Source organism: Bacillus sp. YBsi01 (assembly GCF_038406745.1).
GTDB classification, from domain to species: Bacteria; Bacillota; Bacilli; order Bacillales; family Bacillaceae; genus Bacillus; species Bacillus siamensis.
In genome coordinates this window covers 1,790,902-1,814,495 of sequence record NZ_CP151679.1, presented here as the reverse complement: position 1 = coordinate 1,814,495, position 23,594 = coordinate 1,790,902, and the positions used below count along the sequence as shown (strand labels likewise).

The following is a 23,594-nucleotide window of genomic DNA, read 5'->3' as shown; positions in this document are numbered from 1 at the left end:
TATGGCGTATACAATTGGTGTAGATTTCGGCACATTGTCCGGCAGGGCGGTGCTTGTCAATGTCCGGACAGGAGAAGAAATCGCATCCGCGGTCAAAGAATACACTCATGCTGTTATCGACCGTACGCTGCCGAAAACGGGGGAAAAGCTCCCTCGTGACTGGGCGCTTCAAGATCCCGCCGATTATATTGAAGTTTTGGAAACGGCGATTCCGAGCCTGCTTCAGCAGTCGGGCGCTGATCCAAAAGATGTGATCGGCATAGGAATTGATTTTACGGCCTGCACCATTTTGCCGGTAGACGGCGCGGGACAGCCGCTTTGTATGCTTCCGGAATTTGAACGGGAGCCTCACAGTTATGTGAAGCTGTGGAAGCATCATGCGGCTCAAAAGCATGCAGACCGTTTGAACGCGATTGCCGAAGAAACAAAAGAAGAATTTCTCAAAAGATACGGCGGTAAAATTTCTTCCGAATGGATGATCCCGAAAATCATGCAAATTGCGGAAGAAGCGCCGCATATATACGAGGCGGCAGATCGGATTGTGGAAGCGGCAGACTGGATCGTCTATCAATTGTGCGGTTCATTGAAGCGGAGCAACTGCACGGCCGGCTACAAAGCAATTTGGAATGAGGAGACGGGATATCCGCCTGATCATTTTTTCGAAAGGCTCAACCCGTTAATGAAAACGATTACAAATGATAAATTAAGCGGAACCATTTATTCAGTCGGAGAAAAGGCAGGAGGACTGACCGAAAAAATGGCGGAGCTGACCGGGCTTTTGCCGGGGACGGCCGTTGCCGTCGCCAATGTTGACGCTCACGTGTCAGTGCCAGCGGTCGGCATTACAGAGCCGGGGAAAATGCTGATGATCATGGGAACGTCCACCTGTCATGTGCTGCTCGGTGAGGAAGAACATATCGTCCCCGGTATGTGCGGAGTTGTCAATAACGGCATCTTGCCTGGATATGCGGGATATGAAGCGGGGCAGTCCTGTGTCGGCGACCATTTTGAATGGTTTGTTAAAACGTGCGTTCCGAAAGACTATGAGAAGGGAGCCGAGGAAAAACAGATCGATATTCACGAGCTTTTAAGCGAAAAAGCAGCAGAGCTTGCTCCGGGGGAAAGCGGTCTTCTCGCGCTTGACTGGTGGAACGGAAACCGGTCAACCTTGGTGGACGCCGATTTGACGGGCATGATGCTCGGCATGACGCTGCACACGAAACCGGAAGAAATCTACAGGGCATTGATTGAAGCGACGGCGTTCGGAACGAGGATGATTATCGAAACGTTCCGCGAAAACGGCGTTCCGGTCGAGGAGCTTTACGCAGCCGGAGGAATCGCTGAGAAAAATCCATTTATCATGCAAATTTATGCAGACGTCACAAATATGGACATTAAATTATCCGGGTCTCCGCAGGCGCCGGCACTGGGCTCCGCGATTTTCGGAGCGCTCGCTGCGGGACGGGAAAACGGGGGTTTCTCCAATATTGCTGAGGCTTGCGCACATATGGGGAAATTAAAAGACGGCTCTTATGTCCCGAATCGGGGGAGAGCTGAGATTTATGACAGCTTATATGCGGAATACAAAGAGCTCGTTCACTACTTCGGCAAAGAAAACAATGTCATGAAACGCCTGAAAGCCATTAAAAACCGTGAGTTCGCGAAAGGGGAGAGCCGCCATGCTTGAAGCGTTAAAAGAAGAAGTGCTCGCCGCCAATCTGAAGCTTGAGGAACATAATCTTGTCACGTTTACATGGGGAAATGTCAGCGGCATTGACAGAGAAAGCGGGAGAATCGTCATTAAACCGAGCGGTGTCGATTACAGTGAGCTGACCGCAGACAAACTGGTCGTCCTGAATGAGGACGGAGACATTCTGGAAGGCTCGCTGAAGCCGTCTTCTGACACGCCGACCCATCTTTATCTGTATAAAGCCTTTCCCGCTATCGGCGGAATCGTTCATACGCATTCCCGCTGGGCGACGAGCTGGGCGCAGTCAGGCAGAGACATTCCCGCGCTCGGAACGACCCACGCGGATTATTTTGAAAGCGCTATACCCTGTACGAGGGAAATGTATGAAGAAGAAATTGTGAAAGATTACGAATATCATACAGGCAAAGTCATAGCGGAAACCTTTCAAAATGAATCGTATGAACAAAATCCGGGTGTTCTCGTCCACAGCCACGGTCCGTTCTGCTGGGGAACGGACGCGCTGAATGCCGTGCATAACGCTGTAGTGCTCGAAACCGTGGCGGAAATGGCCTACCATTCGCTTATGCTGAACAAACAGCTCAGCCCGATAGACAGAGTGCTGCATGATAAGCATTTTTACAGAAAACACGGGGCGAATGCTTATTATGGCCAAACTTGACGCATCCGGGTTTCTGATTGATTTAGACGGAACCGTATTCAGGGGGCAGGAGCTGATTGACGGCGCAACAGAAGCCATTCATACTCTTCAGTCCCTGGGCAAAGCCGTTGTCTTTTTAAGCAACCGCGGCAATCTATCAAGAGCCATGTGCCAAAAGAAACTGCTTGGTGCCGGTATCCGCACGGATGAACGGAGCATCGTGCTGTCCTCCAGTGTGACGGCATCATTTTTAAAGAAGCATTATCCTTTGTCAAAGGTATGGGTGTTAGGAGAGAAAGGGCTGACTGATGAACTCGCTTTAGCGGGTGTCACCATGGCGCAAAAACCGGAGGCGGCAGACTGGCTTGTTATCTCTTTGCATGAAACTGTCACCTATGAGGATCTGAATCTCGCTTTTCAGGCAGCTTCCTCCGGCGCGCGCATCATCGCCACGAACCGGGACCGCTCGTTTCCGAATGAAGGCGGCCATGCTATGGACGTTGCGGGAATGATCGGGGCCATTGAGGCATCTGCCGGAGTAAAAACGGAGCTTGTCGTCGGCAAACCGTCTTGGCTGATGGCTGAGGCAGCATGTGAAGCGCTCGGGCTTTCTCCGGGAGAATGCGCAATAATCGGAGACAGCCTCGAATCAGATATCGCAATGGGAAGGCTGTACGGGATGAAAAGCGTATTGGTTCTGACGGGATCGGCAAAACTTGGGGAGACCCGTCTCTATGAGCCTGACATCGTGCTCGACTCTATTAAAGACCTGACAGAATTAGCGAAGGAGGGAATCCTTTTATGAAACGTTCTCCTGAGGACATTCAATCCGAGTTTGACAAGGAAGGGGCCAGCCGCTCACCGATTCAAATAGAAGATATCGTGATCGGGGCGGATGCAAAAGAAGAGCTTTTCAGATTTCTGCAAAAAAAATGCTGGAAACATCCGGCGATCGTCTGTGACCAGAACACTGACGAAGCGGCGGGAGGGATGCTTGCGGACGAATTGAAGGCCGGCGGAATCAAAGCGGCAAAGATCATCATTCCGGAGCATGAAACAGGAACCGCTGCGGCTGATGAAAGGACACTGATCTATACGCTGATCAATATCGCGGAAGAGACGGATGTCATCATTGCGGCCGGGTCAGGAACGATTCACGACATTACGCGGTTTGCCGCCTGCCAGCGCGGTTTGCCGTTTATCTCATTCCCCACCGCTCCTTCAGTCGACGGATTTACATCGGCTGGAGCGCCGCTCATATTAAACGGCATCAAAACGACGATTCAGACGAAAGCGCCGATCGCCTTATTTGCGGATACGAATCTATTAAAAGAAGCGCCGCGCGCAATGACAGCCGCGGGCTTCGGCGACATGCTCGGAAAAATAACTTCGCTGGCAGATTGGGAGATCTCCCATAGGCTTGCGGATGAGCCGTACTCAGAAGCCGGGGCGAAACTTGTGAAAGACGCGCTTTGGCAGTGCATTGATCACCGTGCTGACATTGCCATGGGAACAGAGGCCGGCATTCGCATCCTGATGGAAGCGCTGATCGTTTCGGGTCTTGTCATGCTTGCCCTTGATCACTCCCGTCCCGCCTCAGGAGGAGAGCATCACATCTCGCATTGGATTGAGATGGAACTGCTAAAGACGAAACAGCCCCCGATTCTCCACGGTGCGAAGGTGGGCTGCGCATGTGTGGTGCTGAGTGATATTTACAAAGATCTGGCCTGCCACGAAAAGCTTGCAGAACTTCCGACGCACTTTCGCGAGGCGGTTCAATCAGCATATGAAGGGCTTCCTGACGGCAAAACAATTGCCGGGTGGCTCACATCTGCCGGAGGTCCCGTCAGTTTTGATGAAATCGGTGTAAAACAGGACCTTGTCAGCGACGCCCTTAAGCACGCACACACACTGCGAGACCGTTATACCGGCTTAACCATCATAAATGAAAATGCAGCGCTCTTTGCACATCATTCGCCGCACGGCCTGAAGCGGAAGGGGGAATGACATGAAAAAAACGACCGCTGTATGTTTGGCGCTGATGATGTTCTTATTATTTACCGCCGGCTGTTCACAAGAACGGACTGCCGGCAGGGCGGGAGAAACGGAGCTGACATTTTGGACGTTTAACGGACTGCACGAACAGTTTTATCAGGAAATGGCCAAAGAATGGAATCAGAAATACCCGGACCGCAAAATTAAGCTGAATACCGTTGTTTATCCTTATGGACAAATGCATGATAATCTATCCGTTTCCCTGATCGCGGGCGAAGGGCTTCCTGATATTGCCGACGTGGAATTAAGCCGGTTCTCGAATTTTCTGAAGGGGAAGGATATCCCGCTTGCCGATCTGACTCCGCTGATTGAAAAAGATCGCGATAAGTTTGTGGAAGCGCGCCTGGCCTTATACAGCAAAAACGGCAAACTGTACGGCCTTGACACACATGTAGGGACGACCGTGATGTTTTACAACATGGATATTATGAAAAAGGCGGGCGTTGATCCCGCATCGATTAAGACATGGGAGGACTACCGGCTGGCGGGGAAAAAAGTGCGCGAAATCGCGGGGAAACCGATGGGAACGGTTGAAACAAATGATTCCGCCACATTTCTTTCCATGATTTCACAGCAAGGATCAGGCTACTTCAGCAAAAACGGAAAGTTGATTCTGAACAATAAAACGAATATAGACACATTGAATGACTTAAAGGACATGGTAAATGATAAAACCCTTTTGCCGGCTCCCGGCGGCGGCCATCACAGTGAAGAATACTACGGTTTTATGAATCAGGGCGGGGCAGCGTCAGTGCTGATGCCCATCTGGTACATGGGACGGTTTATCGATTATATGCCTGATTTAAAAGGGAAAATGGCGATTTACCCTATGCCGGCTTGGAAAAAAGGCGGCGACAGATCAGCGGGCTTGGGCGGAACAGCCACCGTCGTACCGAAACAGGCTGAACATCTGAAACTTGCGAAAGAATTTCTCGGATTTGCGAAAGGTTCAAAGGAAGGAAATATTAAGCTGTGGACGGTGCTCGGCTTTGATCCGCTCCGCTGGGACGTGTGGGATTCAAAAGAATTGAAGGAGAAAAACAAGTACACGGATTTCTTCCGGAACGGTACATCCATTTTTTCCACGCTCCTTGAAGTAAAAGATGAGATCAATCCGATTTATTTGCATGAAGACTTCTCTAAAGCGGCTGATCTCGTCGTCAGACAGGTGCTGTTCGATGCGCTGAAGACGCAGGAAAAAACACCTAAGGAAGCCTTGGACGAGGCGGCACAGCAATTGGAAAAATAAGAAGCCGCCCATTTTAACGGAGAAAGCGGGGGAGCTTTTATGATACCTGTAAAGACGGAGGCAGCGCAAACCGTTTCCGCAGCCCGGAAGAAGCCGCGCCGGCGCAATGTGCTGTATTCCAAAAAAGCGGCGCCTTATCTTTTTACGGCGCCTTTTATCATTTCGTTTCTCGTTTTCTTTTTGTATCCGATCATCAGCGTGTTTATCATGAGCTTTCAGCGGATACTGCCGGGAGAAGCTGCATTTGTCGGGTTTTCCAATTACACCTCTCTTCTTAATCCAACCTTTTACACCGCACTGTTTAATACATTGGAATATACCTTCTGGACGCTGATCGTGCTGATTCCGGTGCCGCTTCTTTTGGCGGTGATTCTGAATTCGAAGCTCGTCAGATTCAGAAATGTGTTTAAATCGGCACTGTTCGTACCGGCTTTGACATCGACGATCGTCGCGGGGATTATATTCCGGCTGATGTTCGGAGAAATGAATACGTCGCTGGCAAACGAGCTGATGATGAAGCTTGGCGTATCGCCTCAAAACTGGCTCAATAACAAAGGAACCGGCATGTTTTTAATGGTGCTGCTAGCCTCATGGAGATGGATGGGCATTAACATTCTTTATTTTCTGGCCGGATTGCAAAACGTGCCGAAAGAATTATATGAGGCGGCTGAAATTGACGGGGCGAGTACGTGGAAAAAGTTCCGGCATATTACCCTCCCGTTTTTAAAGCCGGTATCGGTTTATGTGTTAACGATCAGTATTATCGGCGGTTTCAGAATGTTTGAGGAAAGCTATGTGCTTTGGCAGAATAATTCCCCGGGCAATATCGGCCTCACGCTTGTCGGTTATTTATATCAGCAGGGGCTTGCGTACAACGAAATGGGGTACGGGGCCGCCATCGGAATTGTCCTTTTGCTTGTCATCTTACTTGTCAGCCTTGTGTCGCTGAAACTGTCCGGTTCGTTTAAAGGGGAGGGATAGATGGTGCGTAACAATCACATGTTTTCCGTGTACAGAGTCGCGTTTACCTTGTTTTTTATCATGCTGAGCCTGCTGTATATCTTTCCGATGATCTGCCTATTGCTCGGTTCATTAAAGCCGTCATCTGAGCTGATGCGCATCGGACTGAATCTGCGTCTTGATCCGGATGTGATGAGCCTTGATAACTACACGTATTTGTTCAACGGGGGAAGCATTTATTTTAAGTGGTTTTTTAACAGCCTGCTGCTCGGCGTTCTCACCACGGTGCTCACACTGTTTTTTTCCTCAATGATCGGCTACGGACTCGGTGTGTACGAGTTTAAAGGCCGAAATGTTATTTTCGTTCTTGTGCTGATCATTATGATGGTGCCTCTGGAAGTGATGATGCTTCCGTTATTTAAACTGACGGTGGGGCTTCATTTGATTGATTCTTATACGGGGGTGATTCTGCCGTTTATTGTGTCGCCTGTCGCCGTGTTCTTTTTCAGGCAATACGCACTCGGCCTTCCGAGGGATCTGCTCGATTCAGCGAGAATGGATGGCTGCACGGAATTCAGCATTTTCTTCAGAATTATGGCGCCCCTCATGAAACCGGCATTCGGAGCAATGATCATTCTCCAATCTTTAAACAGCTGGAATAACTTTTTATGGCCGCTGATCGTGCTTCGGTCGAAAGAAATGTTTACGCTTCCAATCGGACTGTCAGGGCTGCTGAGTCCGTACGGCAACAACTATGACATGCTGATCTCCGGTTCCGTTTTTGCGATACTGCCGGTGATTATCATATTCTTGTTTTTCCAAAAATACTTTATTTCCGGCCTGACAGTCGGCGGAGTGAAGGGATAGAGAGAGGGAGGAAACATAATGAAAAAAGCGGGAATTAAAGCAGATAAAGAATATATCATCGGTGAAGTGGACAAACGGATGTACGGATCATTTATAGAACATATGGGCCGGGCGGTGTATGAAGGCATTTATGAGCCAGGACACCCGAAAGCCGACAAGGACGGGTTCAGAACAGACGTACAGGAGTTAATCAAGGAATTGCAAGTGCCGTTCATCCGCTATCCTGGAGGGAATTTTCTCTCGGGCTACAATTGGGAAGACGGCGTCGGACCGGTGAAGGACCGACCGCGGAGGCTTGATCTGGCATGGCAGACGACAGAAACGAACGAAGTCGGGACGAATGAATTTTTAACGTGGGCAAAAAAAGTGAACGCCGAAGTGAATATGGCGGTCAATCTCGGGACGAGAGGAATCGATGCCGCCCGGAACCTCGTCGAGTACTGCAACCATCCTGAAGGGTCATACTGGAGCGACTTACGAAAATCGCACGGCTATGAAAAACCTTACGGCATAAAAACGTGGTGCTTAGGAAATGAGATGGACGGCCCTTGGCAGATCGGGCACAAAACGGCGCATGAATACGGACGGCTCGCCGCTGAAACGGCAAAAGTGATGAAATGGACGGACCCGACGATCGAATTGGTGGCCTGCGGAAGCTCAAACAGCGGCATGCCGACCTTCATCGAATGGGAGGCGGAGGTGCTTGAGCATACGTATGAGCATGTGGATTACATCTCACTGCATACGTATTACGGCAACCATGAAAATGATCTTGAAAACTATTTGGCGAAGTCGATGGATTTAGACCATTTTATCAAATCCGTCACAGCCGTATGTGATTATATGAAAGCGAAAAAACGCAGCAAAAAAACGATTCACCTTTCTTTAGATGAATGGAATGTGTGGTATCACTCAAATGAAGCGGATAAAAAAGTGGAGCCATGGATTACGGCCCGGCCGATTCTGGAAGACATCTACAATTTTGAAGATGCGCTGTTGATCGGTTCATTGCTGATTACGATGCTGCAGCATGCGGACAGACTAAAGATCGCCTGTCTTGCCCAGCTTGTCAACGTGATTGCGCCTATCATGACTGAAAAGGGCGGAGAAGCATGGAGGCAGCCGATCTTTTATCCTTACATGCACGCCTCTGTCTACGGGAGAGGGACTTCGATGAAGCTGCTGATTACCTCCCCGAAATACGACTCAGCGGATTTTACGGATGTGCCGTATGTTGATGCCGCAGCCGTTTACCGTGAAGAGGATGAAGCCCTGACCATTTTTGCGGTCAACAAAAGCAAGGAACCGATAGAAACGGAGATCAAACTGAGAGGGTTTGAAGATTACCGCATCATTGAGCATATCGTGCTGGAGCATCAGGATATGAAAGCGACCAATCAAAAAAACAGAAAAGAAGTTATGCCTCACTCAAACGGAACGTCTTCCGCAAACGCTGAAGGGATAACGGCTCATTTTACGCCGCTGTCATGGAATGTCATCCGTTTATCAGGAAAATAATGTTCCGAAAAGCCGGGCTGCGCCGCCGGCTTTTTTTACGCACAAATCATCTCCCGTTATCTGATAATTGTGATAATATTTAGAAAAAGAGAAAAGGGGCTGGGATTAAATGAATGCGATTACAATCGTCATAGCGTCTATATGCATTTTGGCGATCGCCTATCGGCTTTACGGTACCTTTATGATGGTCAAAGTATTAAAAATCAATGATCAGACACCGACTCCGGCCCATGTGCTTGAGGATGGGAAAGATTATGTGCCGACGAATAAATGGGTGTCATTCGGCCACCATTTCGCGGCAATCGCCGCTGCCGGCCCGCTTGTCGGACCGATTCTCGCAGCTCAGTTCGGCTATCTGCCCGGGCTTTTATGGCTGTTAATCGGGGCGGTGATCGGGGGAGCCGTGCACGATATTGTCGTATTGTTTGCATCTATGCGGAAAAACGGGAAAACGCTTTCTGAAGTCGCCAAAGAAGAGCTCGGCCCGGTGGCGGGCTTTTGCACGGGTCTTTCGATGCTGTTTATCATTACGATCACGATGGCGGGGCTGTCCATGGTTGTGCTGCACGCACTTGAGAAAAACCCGTGGGGAACGTTTGCGGTGGGGATTACGATTCCGATCGCGATGGGGGTCGGCGTCTACTATAAAAAAACGGGCAATCTCAAACTTGCATCAACTGTCGGTTTTCTTTTGTTAATGGCCGGCGTTGTGATCGGGCCGCGGCTGCAGACAACGGCTCTCGGCGACATGCTGACGTTGGATGCGAAAACACTCGCGGTGGCGCTTCCCGTCTATGCTTTTTTCGCCGCGGCGCTTCCGGTTTGGCTTTTGCTTGCCCCGCGTGACTATTTAAGCAGTTTTATGAAAATCGGGGTATTTGCCGCTTTGATCGTCGGAGTCTTTTTCGTTAATCCAGCCGTTAAATTCCCGGCCGTAACGGAGTTCATTCACGGCGGCGGACCGGTGATCGCGGGACCTGTCTGGCCGTTTATTTCAATAACGATTGCCTGCGGCGCCATTTCAGGCTTTCATGCGTTTGTCGGTTCCGGCACAACGCCGAAAATGCTGGATAAATGGAGTGATATAAAGCCGGTTGCTTTCGGAGCGATGCTTGTCGAATGTCTCGTCGGGATTATGGCGCTCATAGCAGCCGCCGCACTTGAGCCAGCCGATTATTTTGCCATTAACAGCACGCCGGAAATTTTCCGCGCCCTTGGGATGAATGTCGTCCATCTGCCTGAATTGAGCAAAGAAATCGGGCTCAGTCTGGAAGGAAGAACGGGCGGCGCTGTTACGCTTGCCGTCGGAATGACGTATATCTTTACGGAGATTCCGTTTTTCAGTCATTTGGCTTCATACTTTTTTCAATTTGTCATTATGTTTGAAGCGGTGTTTATTTTAACGGCGATTGATGCGGGAACCCGTGTCGCCCGCTACTTGATCCAGGAGTTTTTCGGAGAGGTGTATAAGCCGCTGAAAAAAACAGACTGGCTGCCGGGCTCGATTTTCTCAAGCGCGCTCGCCTGCCTGCTGTGGGGCTATCTTCTGTATTCGGACGACATCAGCTCCATTTGGGCGCTGTTCGGCGTGTCCAATCAGCTTATGGCGTCCGTCGGATTAATCATCGGTGCGACTGTCGTATTGAAGATAGCCGATAAGCGGCGTTATATGCTGACATGCCTGATTCCTCTCGCTTATTTGTACGTGACCGTCAACTATGCGGGTTATTGGATGGTGCGGTATGTGTATTTGAATCCCGAAGCGGCGGGATACAATGTGCTGAATGGCGTTTTATCCATTATCATGCTCATTCTCGGGTTTGTGATTATCATGGCGGCTGTGAAAAAATGGGCAAACATTTGGCGTGATCCGAGTGCCAGATTGGAAGCTTCAATACCCGGATAAATCTGCCCCGAACTGTAAAACTTGCAGCATCATAAAAGCAGAGAGCCGTTCGGTCTCTCTGCTTTTTCCGTTTATGACAAATCCGCCGCTTCCAAAAGGTAATCCGCCAAATGGACCGCGCGGACACGGTCTGTTAATCCTTCGCGCAAAATGCCGAGCTGCATTTGCAAAAGGCATCCTGGGTTGGCTGTCACGATGACGGTTGCTTCCGTTTTTCCGGCGGCTTTCATCTTGCTGTCTAATATTTTCATAGACATCTCTGATTCTGTTATATTATAAATTCCCGCCGACCCGCAGCAGCTGTCGGCCTTTTCCATTTCTCTGTACTCAGCCCCTTTAATGCCTTTCAAAAGCATGCGCGGTTCCTCTGACGTATGCATCACATTGCGGAGATGGCAGGAGTCCTGATATGTGACGATATGAGGGGATTGCGCCTGAAGGTTCCTTTGATGGAACTTCAGTTCAACCAGTACGGATGAAAAGTCTTTGAGCTTCCGGACGAATTGTTCGGCACGATCCGCCCATTCAGGTTCATCCTTCAGCAAATGCGGATATTCCTGAAGAAAGGCGCCGCATCCGCCGGCGTTTGTAATGATATAATCTGCGTCAAGCGCTTCAAAAGCCGCGATATTCCGCTTGGCCAGTTCTTTTCCCGTCTCTTTTTCTCCGCTGTGCCCGTGAAGCGCGCCGCAGCACGCCTGACCTTCCGGAACCGCGATTTCACATCCGGCCGCCTGTAAAAGCGCCGTTGTCGCATGATTTGTTGCTAAAAACATCGTATCCATTAAACAGCCCGAGAAAAAAGCGGCCCGTTTTTGAACGGGACCCGAGGCGGGAAGAAAACGGGGCCGTTTCTTCATGTCTTTCCATTTCGGGACGGGCGGGAGCACTTGTTCCATTGTACGCAGATGCTCAGGCAAAACGCGCAGCATACCGGTTTTTCTGACGGCGGTCTGCAGTCCTGATCTTTGGTATATACCGAGAAGATTCGCCGCTGTCCGCATGCGGTTTTGATGGGGAAAAAGCCCGGTAAATGCTGCTTTCCGCAAGAGGCGCACGCCCGGCTTATGTTTTTTATTTTGATGAATGATATCCCTTGCTTCTTCAAGCAGCTGTCCGTAATTGACTCCTGCCGGACAAAGGGGCTCGCATGCCCGGCAGCCGAGACACAGCGAAAGTGAGCGCTCGACATCTTCATCCGGCTCGATCAGTCCGTCTGTGACGGCTTTCATCAGGGCGATCCGGCCGCGCGGCGAATGGGATTCTTGAAATCCCGATTCGATATAGGTCGGACAGGAAGGAAGGCAGAAGCCGCAGCGCATACAGTTCAGCAATTCACCTTCATCCATGCGGTTTTTGAATTCTGTTTGAATTTGTTTCTGCTCTTTAGCCGTTGTCATTTCATCACCACCACGCGTTTCCTTGACGAATTGGCGAATATTTTCCCCGGATTCAGCAGGTTTTGGGGATCAAGCGCTTGTTTGATCGCTTTCATGGCGGTGATGCCTTCTGTTTTCAGCTTCATTTCTAAATACGGCGCTTTTACGATGCCGACCCCATGTTCACCTGTTATCGTTCCTCCCAGCTCAATCGCTTTCTCAAAAATGGCGGCAAAGGCTTTTTCGACACGTTCCATCTCCTCTGTATTTCGGATATCGGTGGTGCACGTCGGATGGAGGTTGCCGTCGCCTGCATGGCCGAATGTGCAGATGGACAAGCCGTATGTTTCTGCAATCTCGTTAATGGCTCTGACCATATTGGCAATTTGTGATCTCGGCACGGTTGCATCTTCCAGAATCGTCGTCGGTTTCAGTCTGGCGAGAGCTGATAGTGCGGACCGTCTGGCCTCTGTAAGGGCGAATGCTTCCTCCTCGGTTTCAGCCGTTTGGACGGATACGGCGGCTCCGTTTTTACAGATGGCTTCGATTTTTTCCATATCGCGTCTGACCGTGTCGCTGTCACCGTCCTGTTCGATCAGCAGTACGGCTTTTGCGTCTGTCGGAAGCCCGATCTTGGCGTAATCTTCAATGACCTGCAGTGTCAGCTGATCCAGAAATTCGAGTGTCGCCGGAATGATTTTTTCAGCGATGATGGCAGAAACCGATTCTGCAGCCGCTTCAATATGTTCATAGAGTGCGAGCAGCGTTTTTTTCGTTTCCGGCTTCGGAACAAGCTTTAAAGTCGCTTCCGTCACAACACCGAGCGTCCCCTCTGATCCGACGAAAAGCCGGGTCAGATCATAACCGGCGACATCCTTTGTCAGCTTTCCTCCTGTGCGGATGATATCGCCTGAAGCCAAGACGGCTTCAAGGCCGAGGACATAATCCCGGGTGACACCGTACTTCAGGCCGCGCAGTCCGCCGGAATTTTCATTAATATTTCCGCCGATCGTCGATATTTTCATGCTGCTCGGATCAGGCGGATAAAATAACCCTTTCCGTTCAACCGCATGAATCATATCTTGCGTGATCACGCCCGGCTGGACGGTTGCCGTCAAATTTTCCTCATCAATTTCAAGAATTCGGTTCATATGTTTGAATAAAAGAACAAGACCGCCCTCAGACGGACATGTGCCGCCGCATAAGTTTGTGCCTGAACCCCTCGGAACGATCGGAATGTCATGCCTGCTGCAAATCGTTAATATACGGGACACGTCATCCGAACAGCGGGGGGCGATTACCGCATCCGGCATGGCTTGCAGCTGAGGGGCCGCATCGTACGAATACACAAGACGGCCAGCCGCCGAATCATCATAATTCTCCTTCCCGACCGCCCGGATGAACTGTTCCTTTGCCTCTCGTGAAATCATATTCTCCCAACCTCCCGATTAGAAAAGCGTTTTCATTTAATTGTAAAGAAAAATGATTTCGTAAACTATGGAGAAATAGATGAAAAATGATGGTGATATCACGTGTTTTTTGTATGTTGATCTAAAAAGCGAAGCGCCAAATAAAAAGCCGTTATGTCTTCAGGGCGGTCAAGCTTCATATTTGTCAGTGATTCCAGTTTGGAAAGACGGTAGCGCAGCGTATTAATATGAATATGCATGTCATCAGCGGTGCGCTTTAACGATAACTGCCGGTCGAAAAAGGCGCGCAGCGTATCCAGAAGTTCTTCACGGCCGAGCACATGCTCGAGAACCCGCCGTGAAAATTCAGACCGTGTGCCGGGCGCAATATCGGCAAGACACATATCCAGTTTTAAATCTTCTTCAAAGACGGCCTGCTTACCAATAGCGCCCGCCGAAAGAGCTTTCTCCGCCTGTCCGTATGATTCCGTCAGGCGTTCTCCCGGAACGATCCGTCCGATGCCGGCCGTGACAGGATGCCCAAAAACAGTGTTCATTCTTTTGATGAGCTTCTCCTTAGAATCCGAGTTTGTTTCATGATTAATGAGAATACGTTCATTTCCCCAGCGGACAAACAGGTCTCCAGGGTATTCACTTTGCCAGAGGCGCCCGAGCTCTTCTGCTTCATATTGCTCATAACGGCCTTGAATGAGTATGATTCGGCGTTGCGAATGAAGGTCTGCTGCAAGGAGCTTTGCTTTTTCTAAAAAACCCGGGGACCATTCTTTTAACTGCAGCCAATCCACCATAAAGGATTCAAGCATTCTCTCACGCCATTGCACTTCTTCCAGGTGGCGCGTTTCTTTTATAAAAAGTTCCGTCATTTTTCTGAGCAATTCCCCGAAAGGCAGGATATCGTCAGGGTTTCCTGTCAGACCGAATACTCCGATCACCTCATGACCCGAAAAAACGGGGAGGTTTAATCCTGCTTTTACGCCCTCGAGCCGTTTTTCATCTTCTTTCGTAATGATGACATTCCGTTTTTCCCGCGCGCAGATCAGAGCTCCTTCATGAAAACATCCGGCGCGCGCAGCGTTGGTGCCCGCGATGATCATTCCTTTTGTATCGGCAATAATCACTTCGCGGCTGTACATATGTTTGACTTCGGCAATCAATTTTTTTGCCAGTTCCGGCTGTAACTGCATTGGCGATCCCCCTCGCCATTATTATACAAAAAAACCGGGTGTGCCTTCACCCGGTTTCATGCTTATTGCGCAGGTTTTAATCCGCCTTCAAGTGTTTTGAGCATTTCATTTTTTTCTGAGTCTGACGCATGCTGCCAAAGAACTTCGAATAAGACACCGAGACCCGGAAGCATTTTTTCTTCACCGCTTTGGATGGCGTCAACGATAGTATGCTCCAGCTGATCCTGGTTATTGCCGGTCACATTGGCAATAACGGCGTTGCGTAAATTAAGATCCATTACAACCGCTCCTTTTTTCCTGAATGTGATACGCATATTCTTACCGCGCACGCGGTTTATTATGTGCTGTTCTTGAGATATAATAACAACATGCATGAAAAAAGGAGAGCGCAGAAATAAAGTGAAACGAATTGACTCGGCAAAAAACCAAAAAGTGAAGGACTGGAAAAAACTTCACACAAAAAAAGAGAGACATAAAACGAATACATTTCTGATAGAAGGAGAGCATCTGGCAGAAGAAGCGCTCAAGTCAAAGGGAACGGTAAAAGAAATTCTCGTAAAAGATGAGAGCGCCATCCCGGCCGATCTGGACATGAGCATTCCGTGCTATGTGCTGAGCGAAGATGCGTTTTCAGCCGTGACGGAAACGGAAACGCCGCAGCAGATTGCCGCAGTCTGCCATATGCCGGACGAGAAGCCTGACCGGCTGAAGCGGCTGCTTCTGCTTGATGCCGTGCAGGATCCGGGGAATTTAGGAACAATGATCAGAACGGCAGATGCGGCGGGGATCGACGCCGTTGTCCTTGGTGAGGGAACGGCAGATCCATACAACGGAAAAACGCTGCGTTCAGCCCAAGGATCTCACTTTCATATTCCCATTTTGAAACGTCCGCTCGACGAGTTTACCGATGAGCTGAAATCGCAAGGCGTCGCGATCTACGGCACGGCGCTTGAAAACGGTGCGGCTTATCAAAGCGTGAAGCCTGAAGAATCGTTCGCGTTAATCGTCGGGAACGAGGGAGCGGGAGTGGACGCCGGCCTTCTGCAAAAAACGGATCTCAACCTGTACGTTCCGCTGTACGGACAGGCGGAGTCGCTGAATGTGGCGGTGGCGGCCGCCATCCTCGTCTATCATCTCAGAGGATAGGTTGCGCAAAGCCGCGAATTTCACTATAATAGATAGCAATAATGTAAAAACCGTGACAGAGGACGTCAATTTTTTCACAAGCTGCCTTCCAGGGAGAAAATGCCGCCGACTGAAAGCATTTTTATCGCAGCACAGAAATTGATTTTCACCTCTCGAGTTGTCACCGGGACCGCGCCAAACGCGCGTAAAGGTGAACCGGAACGATCGTTTCCGTTATGTCAATGAAGCTGTCGGCAGATGAAGTCTGCCTTAAAAAGGGTGGTACCGCGGCCACAACTCGTCCCTTCTCTCAAGGGGCGGGTTTTTTTGTTTTCTGAAAAAGGCATAGAACGGTTTGGTTTACATAAAAGGAGGATGCATGATGGAAGAGAAGCTTAAACAGCTCGAACTGGAAGCTGCAGAAAAAGTAGAAGCGGCAGGTTCATTAAAAGAAGTTAACGACATTCGGGTGCAATATCTCGGAAAAAAAGGGCCGATTACAGAAGTTCTCCGCGGCATGGGCAAACTGTCCGCCGAAGAACGCCCGAAAATGGGAGCGCTCGCCAATGAAGTGAGAGAGCGCATTGCAGCAGCCATTACGGCGAAAAATGAACAGCTTGAACAAGAAGAGATGAATAAAAAACTCAGCAGCCAGACGATTGACGTCACATTGCCGGGCAGTCAGGTAAACATCGGCGGGCGCCATCCGCTGACGGTCGTTATTGAAGAAATTGAAGATTTATTTATCGGCATGGGGTATACCATCGAAGAAGGTCCTGAAGTGGAAACGGATTATTACAACTTTGAGGCGCTGAATCTGCCGAAGGAGCACCCGGCCCGTGACATGCAGGACAGCTTTTACATTACAGAAGAAATGCTGATGAGAACGCAGACGTCACCGGTGCAGACGCGCACGATGGAAAAGCATAAAGGCAAAGGCCCCGTCAAAATCATTTGTCCCGGAAAAGTGTATCGCCGCGACAACGATGACGCGACACATTCCCACCAGTTCATGCAGATTGAGGGTCTCGTCGTGGATCGCAAAATCAGCATGAGCGATCTGAAAGGCACGCTTGAATTGGTCGCCAAAAAAATGTTCGGCCAAGACCGTGAAATCAGGCTCCGTCCGAGCTTTTTCCCATTCACTGAACCTTCTGTCGAGGTGGATGTGACCTGCTTTAAGTGCGGCGGACAAGGCTGTTCCGTCTGCAAAAAAACGGGCTGGATCGAAATTCTCGGCGCCGGCATGATTCACCCGAACGTGCTGAAAATGGCCGGATTCAATCCTGAGGAATACCAGGGCTTTGCTTTCGGAATGGGTGTGGAACGTATCGCAATGCTGAAATACGGCATTGAAGATATCCGCCATTTCTATACCAATGATGTCAGATTCATTTCGCAGTTTAAACAGGCGTAAGAGGAGGATACACATGTTTGTTTCATATAAATGGTTAGAAGATTACGTTGACTTGCAGGGAATCGACCCGGCCGTGCTTGCAGAAAAAATTACGAGAGCCGGTATTGAAGTTGAGGGTATCGAGTATAAAGGGGAAGGCGTAAAAGGCGTTGTCATCGGACACGTGCTTGAGCGTGAACAGCACCCGAATGCCGACAAACTCAACAAATGCCTTGTCGATATCGGTGCGGAGGAACCCGTTCAGATTATCTGCGGCGCCCCGAATGTTGATAAAGGACAGAAGGTTGCCGTTGCAACAGTCGGTGCCGTTCTTCCCGGCAATTTCAAAATTAAAAAAGCCAAGCTGCGCGGCGAAGCGTCTCACGGCATGATCTGTTCTCTCCAGGAGCTCGGCATTGAAAGCAAGCTCGTGGCGAAAGAATATGCGGAAGGCATTTTCGTGTTTCCGAATGATGCTGAAACGGGAGCTGACGCAATGGCAGCCCTTCAGCTTGATGATGCGATTTTAGAATTGGGCTTAACGCCGAACCGCGCCGACGCAATGAACATGCTTGGTGTGGCTTATGAAGTTGCGGCTATTCTCGGCACCGAGGTAAAGCTTCCGGAGACTTCATATGAAAAAGCGGCAGAAAAAGCAGCGGACGCTGTTTCCGTCAAAATTGAAGATACGCAGGCCAATCCGCATTATGCCGCAAAAATCATTAAAAACGTCAAAATCGGCCCGTCTCCGCTTTGGATGCAGACGAAGCTGATGAATGCAGGCATCCGCCCGCACAATAATGTTGTGGACATCACAAACTTCGTCCTGCTTGAGTACGGCCAGCCGCTTCACGCTTTCGATTACGACCGGTTCGGTTCAAAAGAGGTCGTCGTCAGAAAAGCGGCGGAAAACGAAACCATCGTGACGCTGGATGAACAGGAGCGCAAGCTGTCAAGCAGCCATTTGGTCATCACGAACGGAGAAAAAGCGCAAGCCGTTGCGGGAGTCATGGGCGGAGCAGAATCTGAAGTCCGTGAAGACACCACCGCGATTTTACTGGAAGCCGCTTATTTCGACGGACAGACCGTCCGCAAAGCGTCGAGAGACCTCGGGCTGAGAAGCGAAGCGAGCGCCAGATATGAAAAAGGCATTGACCCGGCACGCGTTCTGCTGGCGGCTGAACGGGCCTGCAGCCTCATTCAGGCGTATGCCGGCGGAGAAGTGCTCTCAGGCACGGTCGAAGAAAACCATCTGGAAATCGAAGCGAACAACATTCATGTATCTGTTGACAAAGTGAACGCCGTGCTCGGCATGACAATCACTAAAGAAGAAATCATCAGCATTTACAAGCGCCTCGGTTTTGCAGTCGGTGAAGCAAAAGATGTTCTGGTCGTAACGGTGCCGTCACGCCGCGGAGATATTAAAATCGAAGAGGACCTGATTGAAGAAGCGGCAAGACTGTACGGGTATGACAATATTCCGTCCACGCTTCCGGAAACGGCCGGCACGACAGGCGGCTTGACACCGTATCAGGCAAAACGCCGGAAAGTGAGACGTTTCCTTGAAGGAGCGGGTCTTTCACAAGCGACCACATATTCATTGACGAATGATAAAAAAGCGGCCGCTTTTGCGATCGAAAAATCATTCAATACGATGCTTGCTCTGCCGATGAGCGAAGAAAGAAGCATTCTCAGACACAGCCTCGTGCCGAATCTGCTTGAAGCCGTTTCATACAATCTGGCCAGACAGACTGATTCCGTTGCTTTATACGAAACGGGTTCTGTATTTCTGACGAAGGAAGAAAACACAAAACCGGTTGAAAAAGAACGGGTTGCCGGAGCCGTAACCGGATTATGGCGCAAAAACCTATGGCAGGGTGAGAAAAAACCGGTTGATTTCTTCGTCGTCAAAGGAATCGTTGAAGGCCTGCTGCATCAATTGAATGTGTCAGACCGGATTGAATTTGTCCAGTCAGAACGCAAAAACATGCATCCCGGCCGGACCGCAAACATTCTTTTGAACGGCTCACTTGCCGGATTTATCGGACAGGTGCACCCGGCAATGGAAAAAGAGCTGGATATCAAAGAAACGTATGTGTTCGAGCTTGATCTGCACGCGCTTCTGACTGAGAAAACAGAACCTGTCGTGTACACGGCGATTCCGAAGTACCCGTCCGTCACACGCGACATTGCGCTTGTTGCAGATAAAACCGTCACAAGCGGACAGCTCGAGGCCGTGATCAAAGAAGCCGGCGGCGCCCTATTGAAAGAAGTCACCGTATTTGATGTGTACGAAGGTGAGCATATGGAAGAGGGCAAAAAATCCGTCGCCTTCTCGCTTCAATATGTCAACCCTGAACAAACCTTGACAGAAGAAGAAGTGACAAAAGTCCACGAAAACGTGCTGAAAGCGCTGGAAGAAACGTATCAGGCCGTATTAAGAGGATAAAGAAAAAGCTTGCAGATCACTCTGCAAGCTTTTTTGTTATGACCTTTTCCGTTCTGCAAGGCGTTTTGCTTTTTGCGTATTGGCAAAATGCAGTTTAGTGAACGTCCTGAGCGCATCTTCTCCTTTATTGATGATCAGCTTGGCGGCAGCTTCATCGACGTGCGGCCCCGCGCCTTTCGGAATCGTCATCCCGGCTTCCCGGGAAAGCTTATCCATTTCAATTAAGAAAGAATACCGCGCGATGATAGAGGCTGCGGCGACGGAAAGATGTATGCCTTCCGCCTTCGTGCTGAAAAACGTTTTTTCTTTTACGATATCCCGCCCGGAAAGATGCTTAAAATAAATGCCGGGCTCTGCAAATTGGTCAATCAGAATCGCTTCCGGTTTGACGCCGTTCATTTTCCTCAGCAGATTGGAAATCGCCTGATTATGAAGGAGCGCCTTCATTTTCCCCTGGCTCATGCCTTTTTCCTGCATCTGATTGTATTTTTCATTTTTTAACACAAGCAGGCTGTAAGGAATGGTTTTAATTAACAGTTTGGCGATTTCAATAATCTGCGGATCTTTTAAATCTTTCGAATCCTTCACGCCCAGTTCTTTCATTAAAGAAAGCTTTGTTTTGTCGGCATAGGCGCAGGCAACCGTTATCGGTCCGAAGTAATCGCCTGTTCCGACCTCATCTGAGCCGATTACCGACATGGACGCAATGCCCGCCGGGGGAGCGTAGAGCGGGTCGGCCGCTTTTTTGACGGTTTTCTTTGCTTTCGGCGCCTCAGTCGTTCCCCAGCGGGCCGCTTCTGTGCCGGCGTTTTTTCCTTGAAAGAGAACCTTGCCCGAACGGTAGGCTGTAATGGTACAGCCCGGCGGCTTAGCCTGGAAGACGGCGCCCTGCGGAACGGCCGGAGTAAGGGAGCCGGCATAGGATTGTTTCATTTGTTCTATAGCGGAAGCGGATACTTTTATAACAGAATGGGACACGATATAATCTCCTTTTTTGGCACTTTTCACTGTATATACCAGTGTATCATAACAGCCTGAGGCTCGTCTTTCCATTCAATCGATAATCGTGGTATGATAGGAACTAGGATTCTCGCGGAATGGAGGAGAAACGTTGTCTGACGGCAAAAAAACCAAAACGACAGTAAACATTTACGGCCAGCACTTCACCATTATCGGGGAAGAAAGCAAAGCGCACATGCGCCATGTGGCCGGAATGGTTGATGATAAAATGAGAGAAATCAATGAGAAAAATCCATATCTTGATATAAATAAGCTCGCTGTTTTGACTGCGGTCAATGTCGTGCATGATTATATGAAACTGCAAGAAAAATATGAATTACTGGAGCGGCAGCTTAAAGAAAAGGAATGAACACCATATGATAGATATCATCATCTTAGTTTTGCTCTTGATGGGCACATTGCTTGGATTGAAAAGAGGATTTATCCTCCAATTTATATATTTAACGAGTTTCATCCTCTCGATTGCGTTTGCGGCGCTTTTTTACAAAAATCTGGCCCCGCATTTAAGTTTTATACCCGCGCCTGATTTTTCCGGCGGGCAGACGGCTCTTTCTTTTATTAAAGGAAACGTAGAGACGGCTTATTACAACGCGATCGCGTTTGTCATTTTGTTTATCATTGCAAAGATTCTGCTTCGGATTATCGGAGCGGCGCTTAATATCATCGCAAGCATTCCGGTCATTAAACAGATCAACAAACTGCTTGGCGGGGTGCTCGGATTTCTGGAAGTCTATTTATTTGCGTTTATCCTGTTATACGTCGCATCCGTACTGCCGGTAAGCGCGCTTCAGGATATGCTCGCACAATCGACGCTTGCAAATATCATCACGCATCATACGCCGTATCTGTCTGGGCTCCTGCAAGAACTGTGGGCCCAGTACGGGGCATAAAAAACTTCTCTTGACCGGAGAAGTTTTTTTCAAGCTCTGCGTCAGTTGTGCCGGAGAAGAAAAATTTGTATGATGAAAAGCAGGAAACGACTGGGGGTTAACAGTATGCATAAAAAAGATATCATCAGGCTGCTTGAAACGATTGCGGTCTATATGGAACTGAAAGGGGACAACCCGTTTAAAATATCAGCCTTCCGAAAAGCGGCAGCGGCGCTTGAGCAGGATGACCGCAGCCTGTCGGAAATCGACGACATGATGTCTTTATCCGGAATCGGAAAAGGCACCTACGGCGTCATTCGTGAATATATGCAGGAAGGTGTGTCCAGCACGCTTCTCCAATTGCAGAAAGAAGTCCCGGAAGGCTTGGTTCCTCTTTTGAAGCTTCCGGGCCTAGGCGGCAAAAAAATCGCCAAACTGTATCAGGAGCTTGGCGTTCATGACGCGGAATCGCTGAAAGAAGCATGCGAGCAGCAAAAGGTGCAAGGGCTCGCCGGTTTCGGAAAAAAAACGGAGGAGAAAATCCTTCAGGCTCTCGGAGAAGCTGGAAAACAGCCGGAACGTTTTCCGATCGGCTATGCGCTCGGCATTGCTTCAGTAATTGAAGAACATTTGGACCGGCTGACGGATATTCAGAAATATTCCCGGGCCGGCAGTCTCAGAAGAGCGCGGGAGACTGTTAAAGATCTCGATTACATTATCGCTACAGATCATCCGGAGGCTGTCAGAGATCAGCTTCTGTCCCTGCCGAACGTAAAAGACGTGATAGCGAGCGGGGATACAAAGGTATCAGTTATCCTGACCTTTGAATATGAGACGAGTGTGGATTTCCGGCTTGTGACAGAGGAGCAGTTTGCGACCACACTGCACCATTTTACCGGCTCGAAAGATCACAACATTAAGATGCGCCAGCTGGCGAAAGAGCGCGGCGAACGGATCAGCGAATACGGAGTAGAAACCATAGAAACGGGAGAAGTCAAAACGTTTCCGAGTGAAGAAGCCTTTTACGCCCACTTCGGTCTGCCGTTTATTCCTCCGGAGCTCAGAGAAAGCGGGCAGGAGGTCGACACGTACCGGGAAGAAACGGACCTTGTGGAGCAAAAAGCGATAAAAGGCGATCTCCACATGCACTCAGCCTGGAGTGACGGCGCTTTTTCCATCAGGGAAATGGCAGAAGCGTGTATGGCAAAAGGCTATCAGTACATGGCGATCACCGACCATTCCCAATATTTAAAGGTGGCCAATGGGTTAACGGCCGAACGGCTCAGAAAACAAGCGGAAGAAATTGACGCGTTAAACGCTGAGTTTGAAAACTTTCATATTTTTAAAGGCGTAGAAATGGACATTCTTCCCGACGGTTCGCTTGATTATGATGACAGTGTTTTGTCTGAAATGGATCTTGTCATCGCATCCATTCATTCAAGCTTCAGCCAGCCGGAGCATGTCATTATGAAACGGCTGGAACAGGCGCTGACGAATAAGCACGTGGACATTATCGCCCACCCGACGGGCCGCCTGATCGGCAGACGGGCCGGCTATGAAGTCGACATCGACATGCTGATTGAGCTCGCAGCCAAAACAAATACGGCGCTTGAGCTGAATGCAAACCCTGCGCGTCTCGATTTACGGACTGAGCATCTGATCAAAGCAAACGAAAAAGGCGTGACTTTGGTCATTAATACGGATGCCCATAATATAGAAATGCTCGATGACATGAAAACGGGCGTGACCGCTGCGCGCAAAGGCTGGACTGAAACAAAGCATGTGTTAAACGCCCGGCCGTTACATGAGGTCAAAGCATTTCTGACGCGCAATGATTAA

20 protein-coding genes are annotated in these 23,594 nt (G+C 49.5%); 15 read left to right on the top strand and 5 right to left on the bottom strand.

The genetic code is table 11. The features are described from left to right. Position 1: 1 nt before the first annotated feature. The 9 genes from araB (at position 2) to cstA (ending at position 10,903) form a co-directional block, all read left to right on the top strand. Complete coding sequence (gene araB / locus AADZ70_RS09000) at positions 2–1,687, top strand: ribulokinase (protein WP_099744755.1); 1,686 nt, start codon at positions 2–4, stop codon at positions 1,685–1,687. Beyond that, on the top strand, positions 1,680–2,369 hold the full coding sequence (araD, locus tag AADZ70_RS08995) for an L-ribulose-5-phosphate 4-epimerase (RefSeq protein WP_095241514.1): 690 nt from the start codon (positions 1,680–1,682) through the stop codon (positions 2,367–2,369). The genes araB and araD overlap by 8 nt, the downstream gene beginning before the upstream one ends. After that, entirely contained in the window at positions 2,356–3,153 is a 798-nt protein-coding gene (locus AADZ70_RS08990) for an HAD-IIA family hydrolase (protein WP_064777659.1), read from the top strand. The genes araD and AADZ70_RS08990 overlap by 14 nt, the downstream gene beginning before the upstream one ends. Further along, the gene (locus tag AADZ70_RS08985; RefSeq protein WP_342008010.1) at positions 3,150–4,355 is read left to right on the top strand and encodes a sn-glycerol-1-phosphate dehydrogenase; all 1,206 of its coding nucleotides are present in this window, start codon (positions 3,150–3,152) and stop codon (positions 4,353–4,355) included. The genes AADZ70_RS08990 and AADZ70_RS08985 overlap by 4 nt, the downstream gene beginning before the upstream one ends. A 1-nt stretch (position 4,356) precedes the next feature. Then, positions 4,357–5,652, top strand: a complete 1,296-nt coding sequence (locus AADZ70_RS08980; protein ID WP_342008009.1) for an ABC transporter substrate-binding protein — start codon at positions 4,357–4,359, stop codon at positions 5,650–5,652. 39 nt (positions 5,653–5,691) lie between these two features. After that, positions 5,692–6,633 (top strand): sugar ABC transporter permease, encoded by a 942-nt coding sequence (locus AADZ70_RS08975; protein WP_342008008.1) that lies wholly within the window; start codon positions 5,692–5,694, stop codon positions 6,631–6,633. After that, positions 6,634–7,479: a carbohydrate ABC transporter permease gene (locus AADZ70_RS08970; RefSeq protein WP_342008007.1), complete on the top strand. Its 846-nt coding sequence runs from the start codon at positions 6,634–6,636 to the stop codon at positions 7,477–7,479. It abuts the gene before it with no gap. Positions 7,480–7,497: 18 nt separating this feature from the next. After that, on the top strand, positions 7,498–8,997 hold the full coding sequence (locus AADZ70_RS08965) for an alpha-N-arabinofuranosidase (RefSeq protein WP_045925235.1): 1,500 nt from the start codon (positions 7,498–7,500) through the stop codon (positions 8,995–8,997). A gap of 109 nt (positions 8,998–9,106) precedes the next feature. After that, on the top strand, positions 9,107–10,903 hold the full coding sequence (gene cstA / locus AADZ70_RS08960) for a carbon starvation protein CstA (protein WP_342008006.1): 1,797 nt from the start codon (positions 9,107–9,109) through the stop codon (positions 10,901–10,903). 71 nt (positions 10,904–10,974) lie between these two features. Here cstA and AADZ70_RS08955 read toward each other — a convergent pair whose 3' ends face one another. The 4 genes from AADZ70_RS08955 to sspI form a co-directional block, all read right to left on the bottom strand. Next, entirely contained in the window at positions 10,975–12,303 is a 1,329-nt protein-coding gene (locus tag AADZ70_RS08955; RefSeq protein WP_342008005.1) for a (Fe-S)-binding protein, read from the bottom strand. Then, entirely contained in the window at positions 12,300–13,712 is a 1,413-nt protein-coding gene (glcD, locus tag AADZ70_RS08950) for a glycolate oxidase subunit GlcD (protein WP_342008004.1), read from the bottom strand. Before glcD ends, AADZ70_RS08955 begins: the two co-directional genes overlap by 4 nt. 98 nt (positions 13,713–13,810) lie before the next feature. After that, the gene (locus AADZ70_RS08945; RefSeq protein WP_342008003.1) at positions 13,811–14,896 is read right to left on the bottom strand and encodes a sugar diacid recognition domain-containing protein; all 1,086 of its coding nucleotides are present in this window, start codon (positions 14,894–14,896) and stop codon (positions 13,811–13,813) included. Between the two features lie 62 nt (positions 14,897–14,958). Further along, positions 14,959–15,174, bottom strand: coding sequence for a small acid-soluble spore protein SspI (gene sspI / locus AADZ70_RS08940; RefSeq protein ID WP_003152527.1), 216 nt, complete (start codon positions 15,172–15,174; stop codon positions 14,959–14,961). A gap of 121 nt (positions 15,175–15,295) precedes the next feature. On the opposite strand from sspI, the gene AADZ70_RS08935 reads away from it, so the two are divergent. The 3 genes from AADZ70_RS08935 (at position 15,296) to pheT (ending at position 19,866) form a co-directional block, all read left to right on the top strand. Beyond that, positions 15,296–16,042 carry an RNA methyltransferase gene (locus AADZ70_RS08935; RefSeq protein WP_016938646.1) on the top strand — a complete coding sequence of 249 codons (747 nt, stop codon included), beginning with the start codon at positions 15,296–15,298 and terminating at the stop codon, positions 16,040–16,042. Between the two features lie 361 nt (positions 16,043–16,403). Beyond that, positions 16,404–17,438, top strand: coding sequence for a phenylalanine--tRNA ligase subunit alpha (gene pheS, locus AADZ70_RS08930; protein WP_016938647.1), 1,035 nt, complete (start codon positions 16,404–16,406; stop codon positions 17,436–17,438). 13 nt (positions 17,439–17,451) lie between these two features. Continuing rightward, entirely contained in the window at positions 17,452–19,866 is a 2,415-nt protein-coding gene (pheT, locus tag AADZ70_RS08925) for a phenylalanine--tRNA ligase subunit beta (RefSeq protein WP_342008002.1), read from the top strand. Between the two features lie 36 nt (positions 19,867–19,902). On the opposite strand, the gene rnhC is transcribed toward pheT, so the two are convergent. Further along, positions 19,903–20,844: a ribonuclease HIII gene (rnhC, locus tag AADZ70_RS08920; protein ID WP_342008001.1), complete on the bottom strand. Its 942-nt coding sequence runs from the start codon at positions 20,842–20,844 to the stop codon at positions 19,903–19,905. Positions 20,845–20,977: 133 nt separating this feature from the next. Between rnhC and zapA the strand changes: the two genes are divergently transcribed. The 3 genes from zapA to polX all read left to right on the top strand — a co-directional run bounded on the left by zapA (position 20,978) and on the right by polX (position 23,594). Next, positions 20,978–21,235 carry a cell division protein ZapA gene (gene zapA / locus AADZ70_RS08915; RefSeq protein WP_016938650.1) on the top strand — a complete coding sequence of 86 codons (258 nt, stop codon included), beginning with the start codon at positions 20,978–20,980 and terminating at the stop codon, positions 21,233–21,235. A gap of 7 nt (positions 21,236–21,242) precedes the next feature. Next, entirely contained in the window at positions 21,243–21,776 is a 534-nt protein-coding gene (locus AADZ70_RS08910; RefSeq protein WP_016938651.1) for a CvpA family protein, read from the top strand. Positions 21,777–21,881: 105 nt separating this feature from the next. Further along, on the top strand, positions 21,882–23,594 hold the full coding sequence (gene polX, locus AADZ70_RS08905; protein ID WP_016938652.1) for a DNA polymerase/3'-5' exonuclease PolX: 1,713 nt from the start codon (positions 21,882–21,884) through the stop codon (positions 23,592–23,594).

Excerpts from the sequence above, each read along its gene's own strand:
- AADZ70_RS08990 (WP_064777659.1), top strand. The coding sequence starts at position 2,356 with ATGGCCAAACTTGACGCATCCGGGTTTCTGATTGATTTAGACGGAACC.
- AADZ70_RS08965 (WP_045925235.1), top strand. The coding sequence starts at position 7,498 with ATGAAAAAAGCGGGAATTAAAGCAGATAAAGAATATATCATCGGTGAA.
- AADZ70_RS08970 (WP_342008007.1), top strand. The coding sequence starts at position 6,634 with ATGGTGCGTAACAATCACATGTTTTCCGTGTACAGAGTCGCGTTTACC.
- sspI (WP_003152527.1), bottom strand. The coding sequence starts at position 15,174 with ATGGATCTTAATTTACGCAACGCCGTTATTGCCAATGTGACCGGCAAT.
- glcD (WP_342008004.1), bottom strand. The coding sequence starts at position 13,712 with ATGATTTCACGAGAGGCAAAGGAACAGTTCATCCGGGCGGTCGGGAAG.
- polX (WP_016938652.1), top strand. The coding sequence starts at position 21,882 with ATGCATAAAAAAGATATCATCAGGCTGCTTGAAACGATTGCGGTCTAT.
- AADZ70_RS08945 (WP_342008003.1), bottom strand. The coding sequence starts at position 14,896 with ATGCAGTTACAGCCGGAACTGGCAAAAAAATTGATTGCCGAAGTCAAA.
- AADZ70_RS08980 (WP_342008009.1), top strand. The coding sequence starts at position 4,357 with ATGAAAAAAACGACCGCTGTATGTTTGGCGCTGATGATGTTCTTATTA.
- AADZ70_RS08910 (WP_016938651.1), top strand. The coding sequence starts at position 21,243 with ATGATAGATATCATCATCTTAGTTTTGCTCTTGATGGGCACATTGCTT.
- AADZ70_RS08975 (WP_342008008.1), top strand. The coding sequence starts at position 5,692 with ATGATACCTGTAAAGACGGAGGCAGCGCAAACCGTTTCCGCAGCCCGG.
- cstA (WP_342008006.1), top strand. The coding sequence starts at position 9,107 with ATGAATGCGATTACAATCGTCATAGCGTCTATATGCATTTTGGCGATC.
- pheT (WP_342008002.1), top strand. The coding sequence starts at position 17,452 with ATGTTTGTTTCATATAAATGGTTAGAAGATTACGTTGACTTGCAGGGA.
- araD (WP_095241514.1), top strand. The coding sequence starts at position 1,680 with ATGCTTGAAGCGTTAAAAGAAGAAGTGCTCGCCGCCAATCTGAAGCTT.
- AADZ70_RS08985 (WP_342008010.1), top strand. The coding sequence starts at position 3,150 with ATGAAACGTTCTCCTGAGGACATTCAATCCGAGTTTGACAAGGAAGGG.
- pheS (WP_016938647.1), top strand. The coding sequence starts at position 16,404 with ATGGAAGAGAAGCTTAAACAGCTCGAACTGGAAGCTGCAGAAAAAGTA.
- araB (WP_099744755.1), top strand. The coding sequence starts at position 2 with ATGGCGTATACAATTGGTGTAGATTTCGGCACATTGTCCGGCAGGGCG.
- AADZ70_RS08955 (WP_342008005.1), bottom strand. The coding sequence starts at position 12,303 with ATGACAACGGCTAAAGAGCAGAAACAAATTCAAACAGAATTCAAAAAC.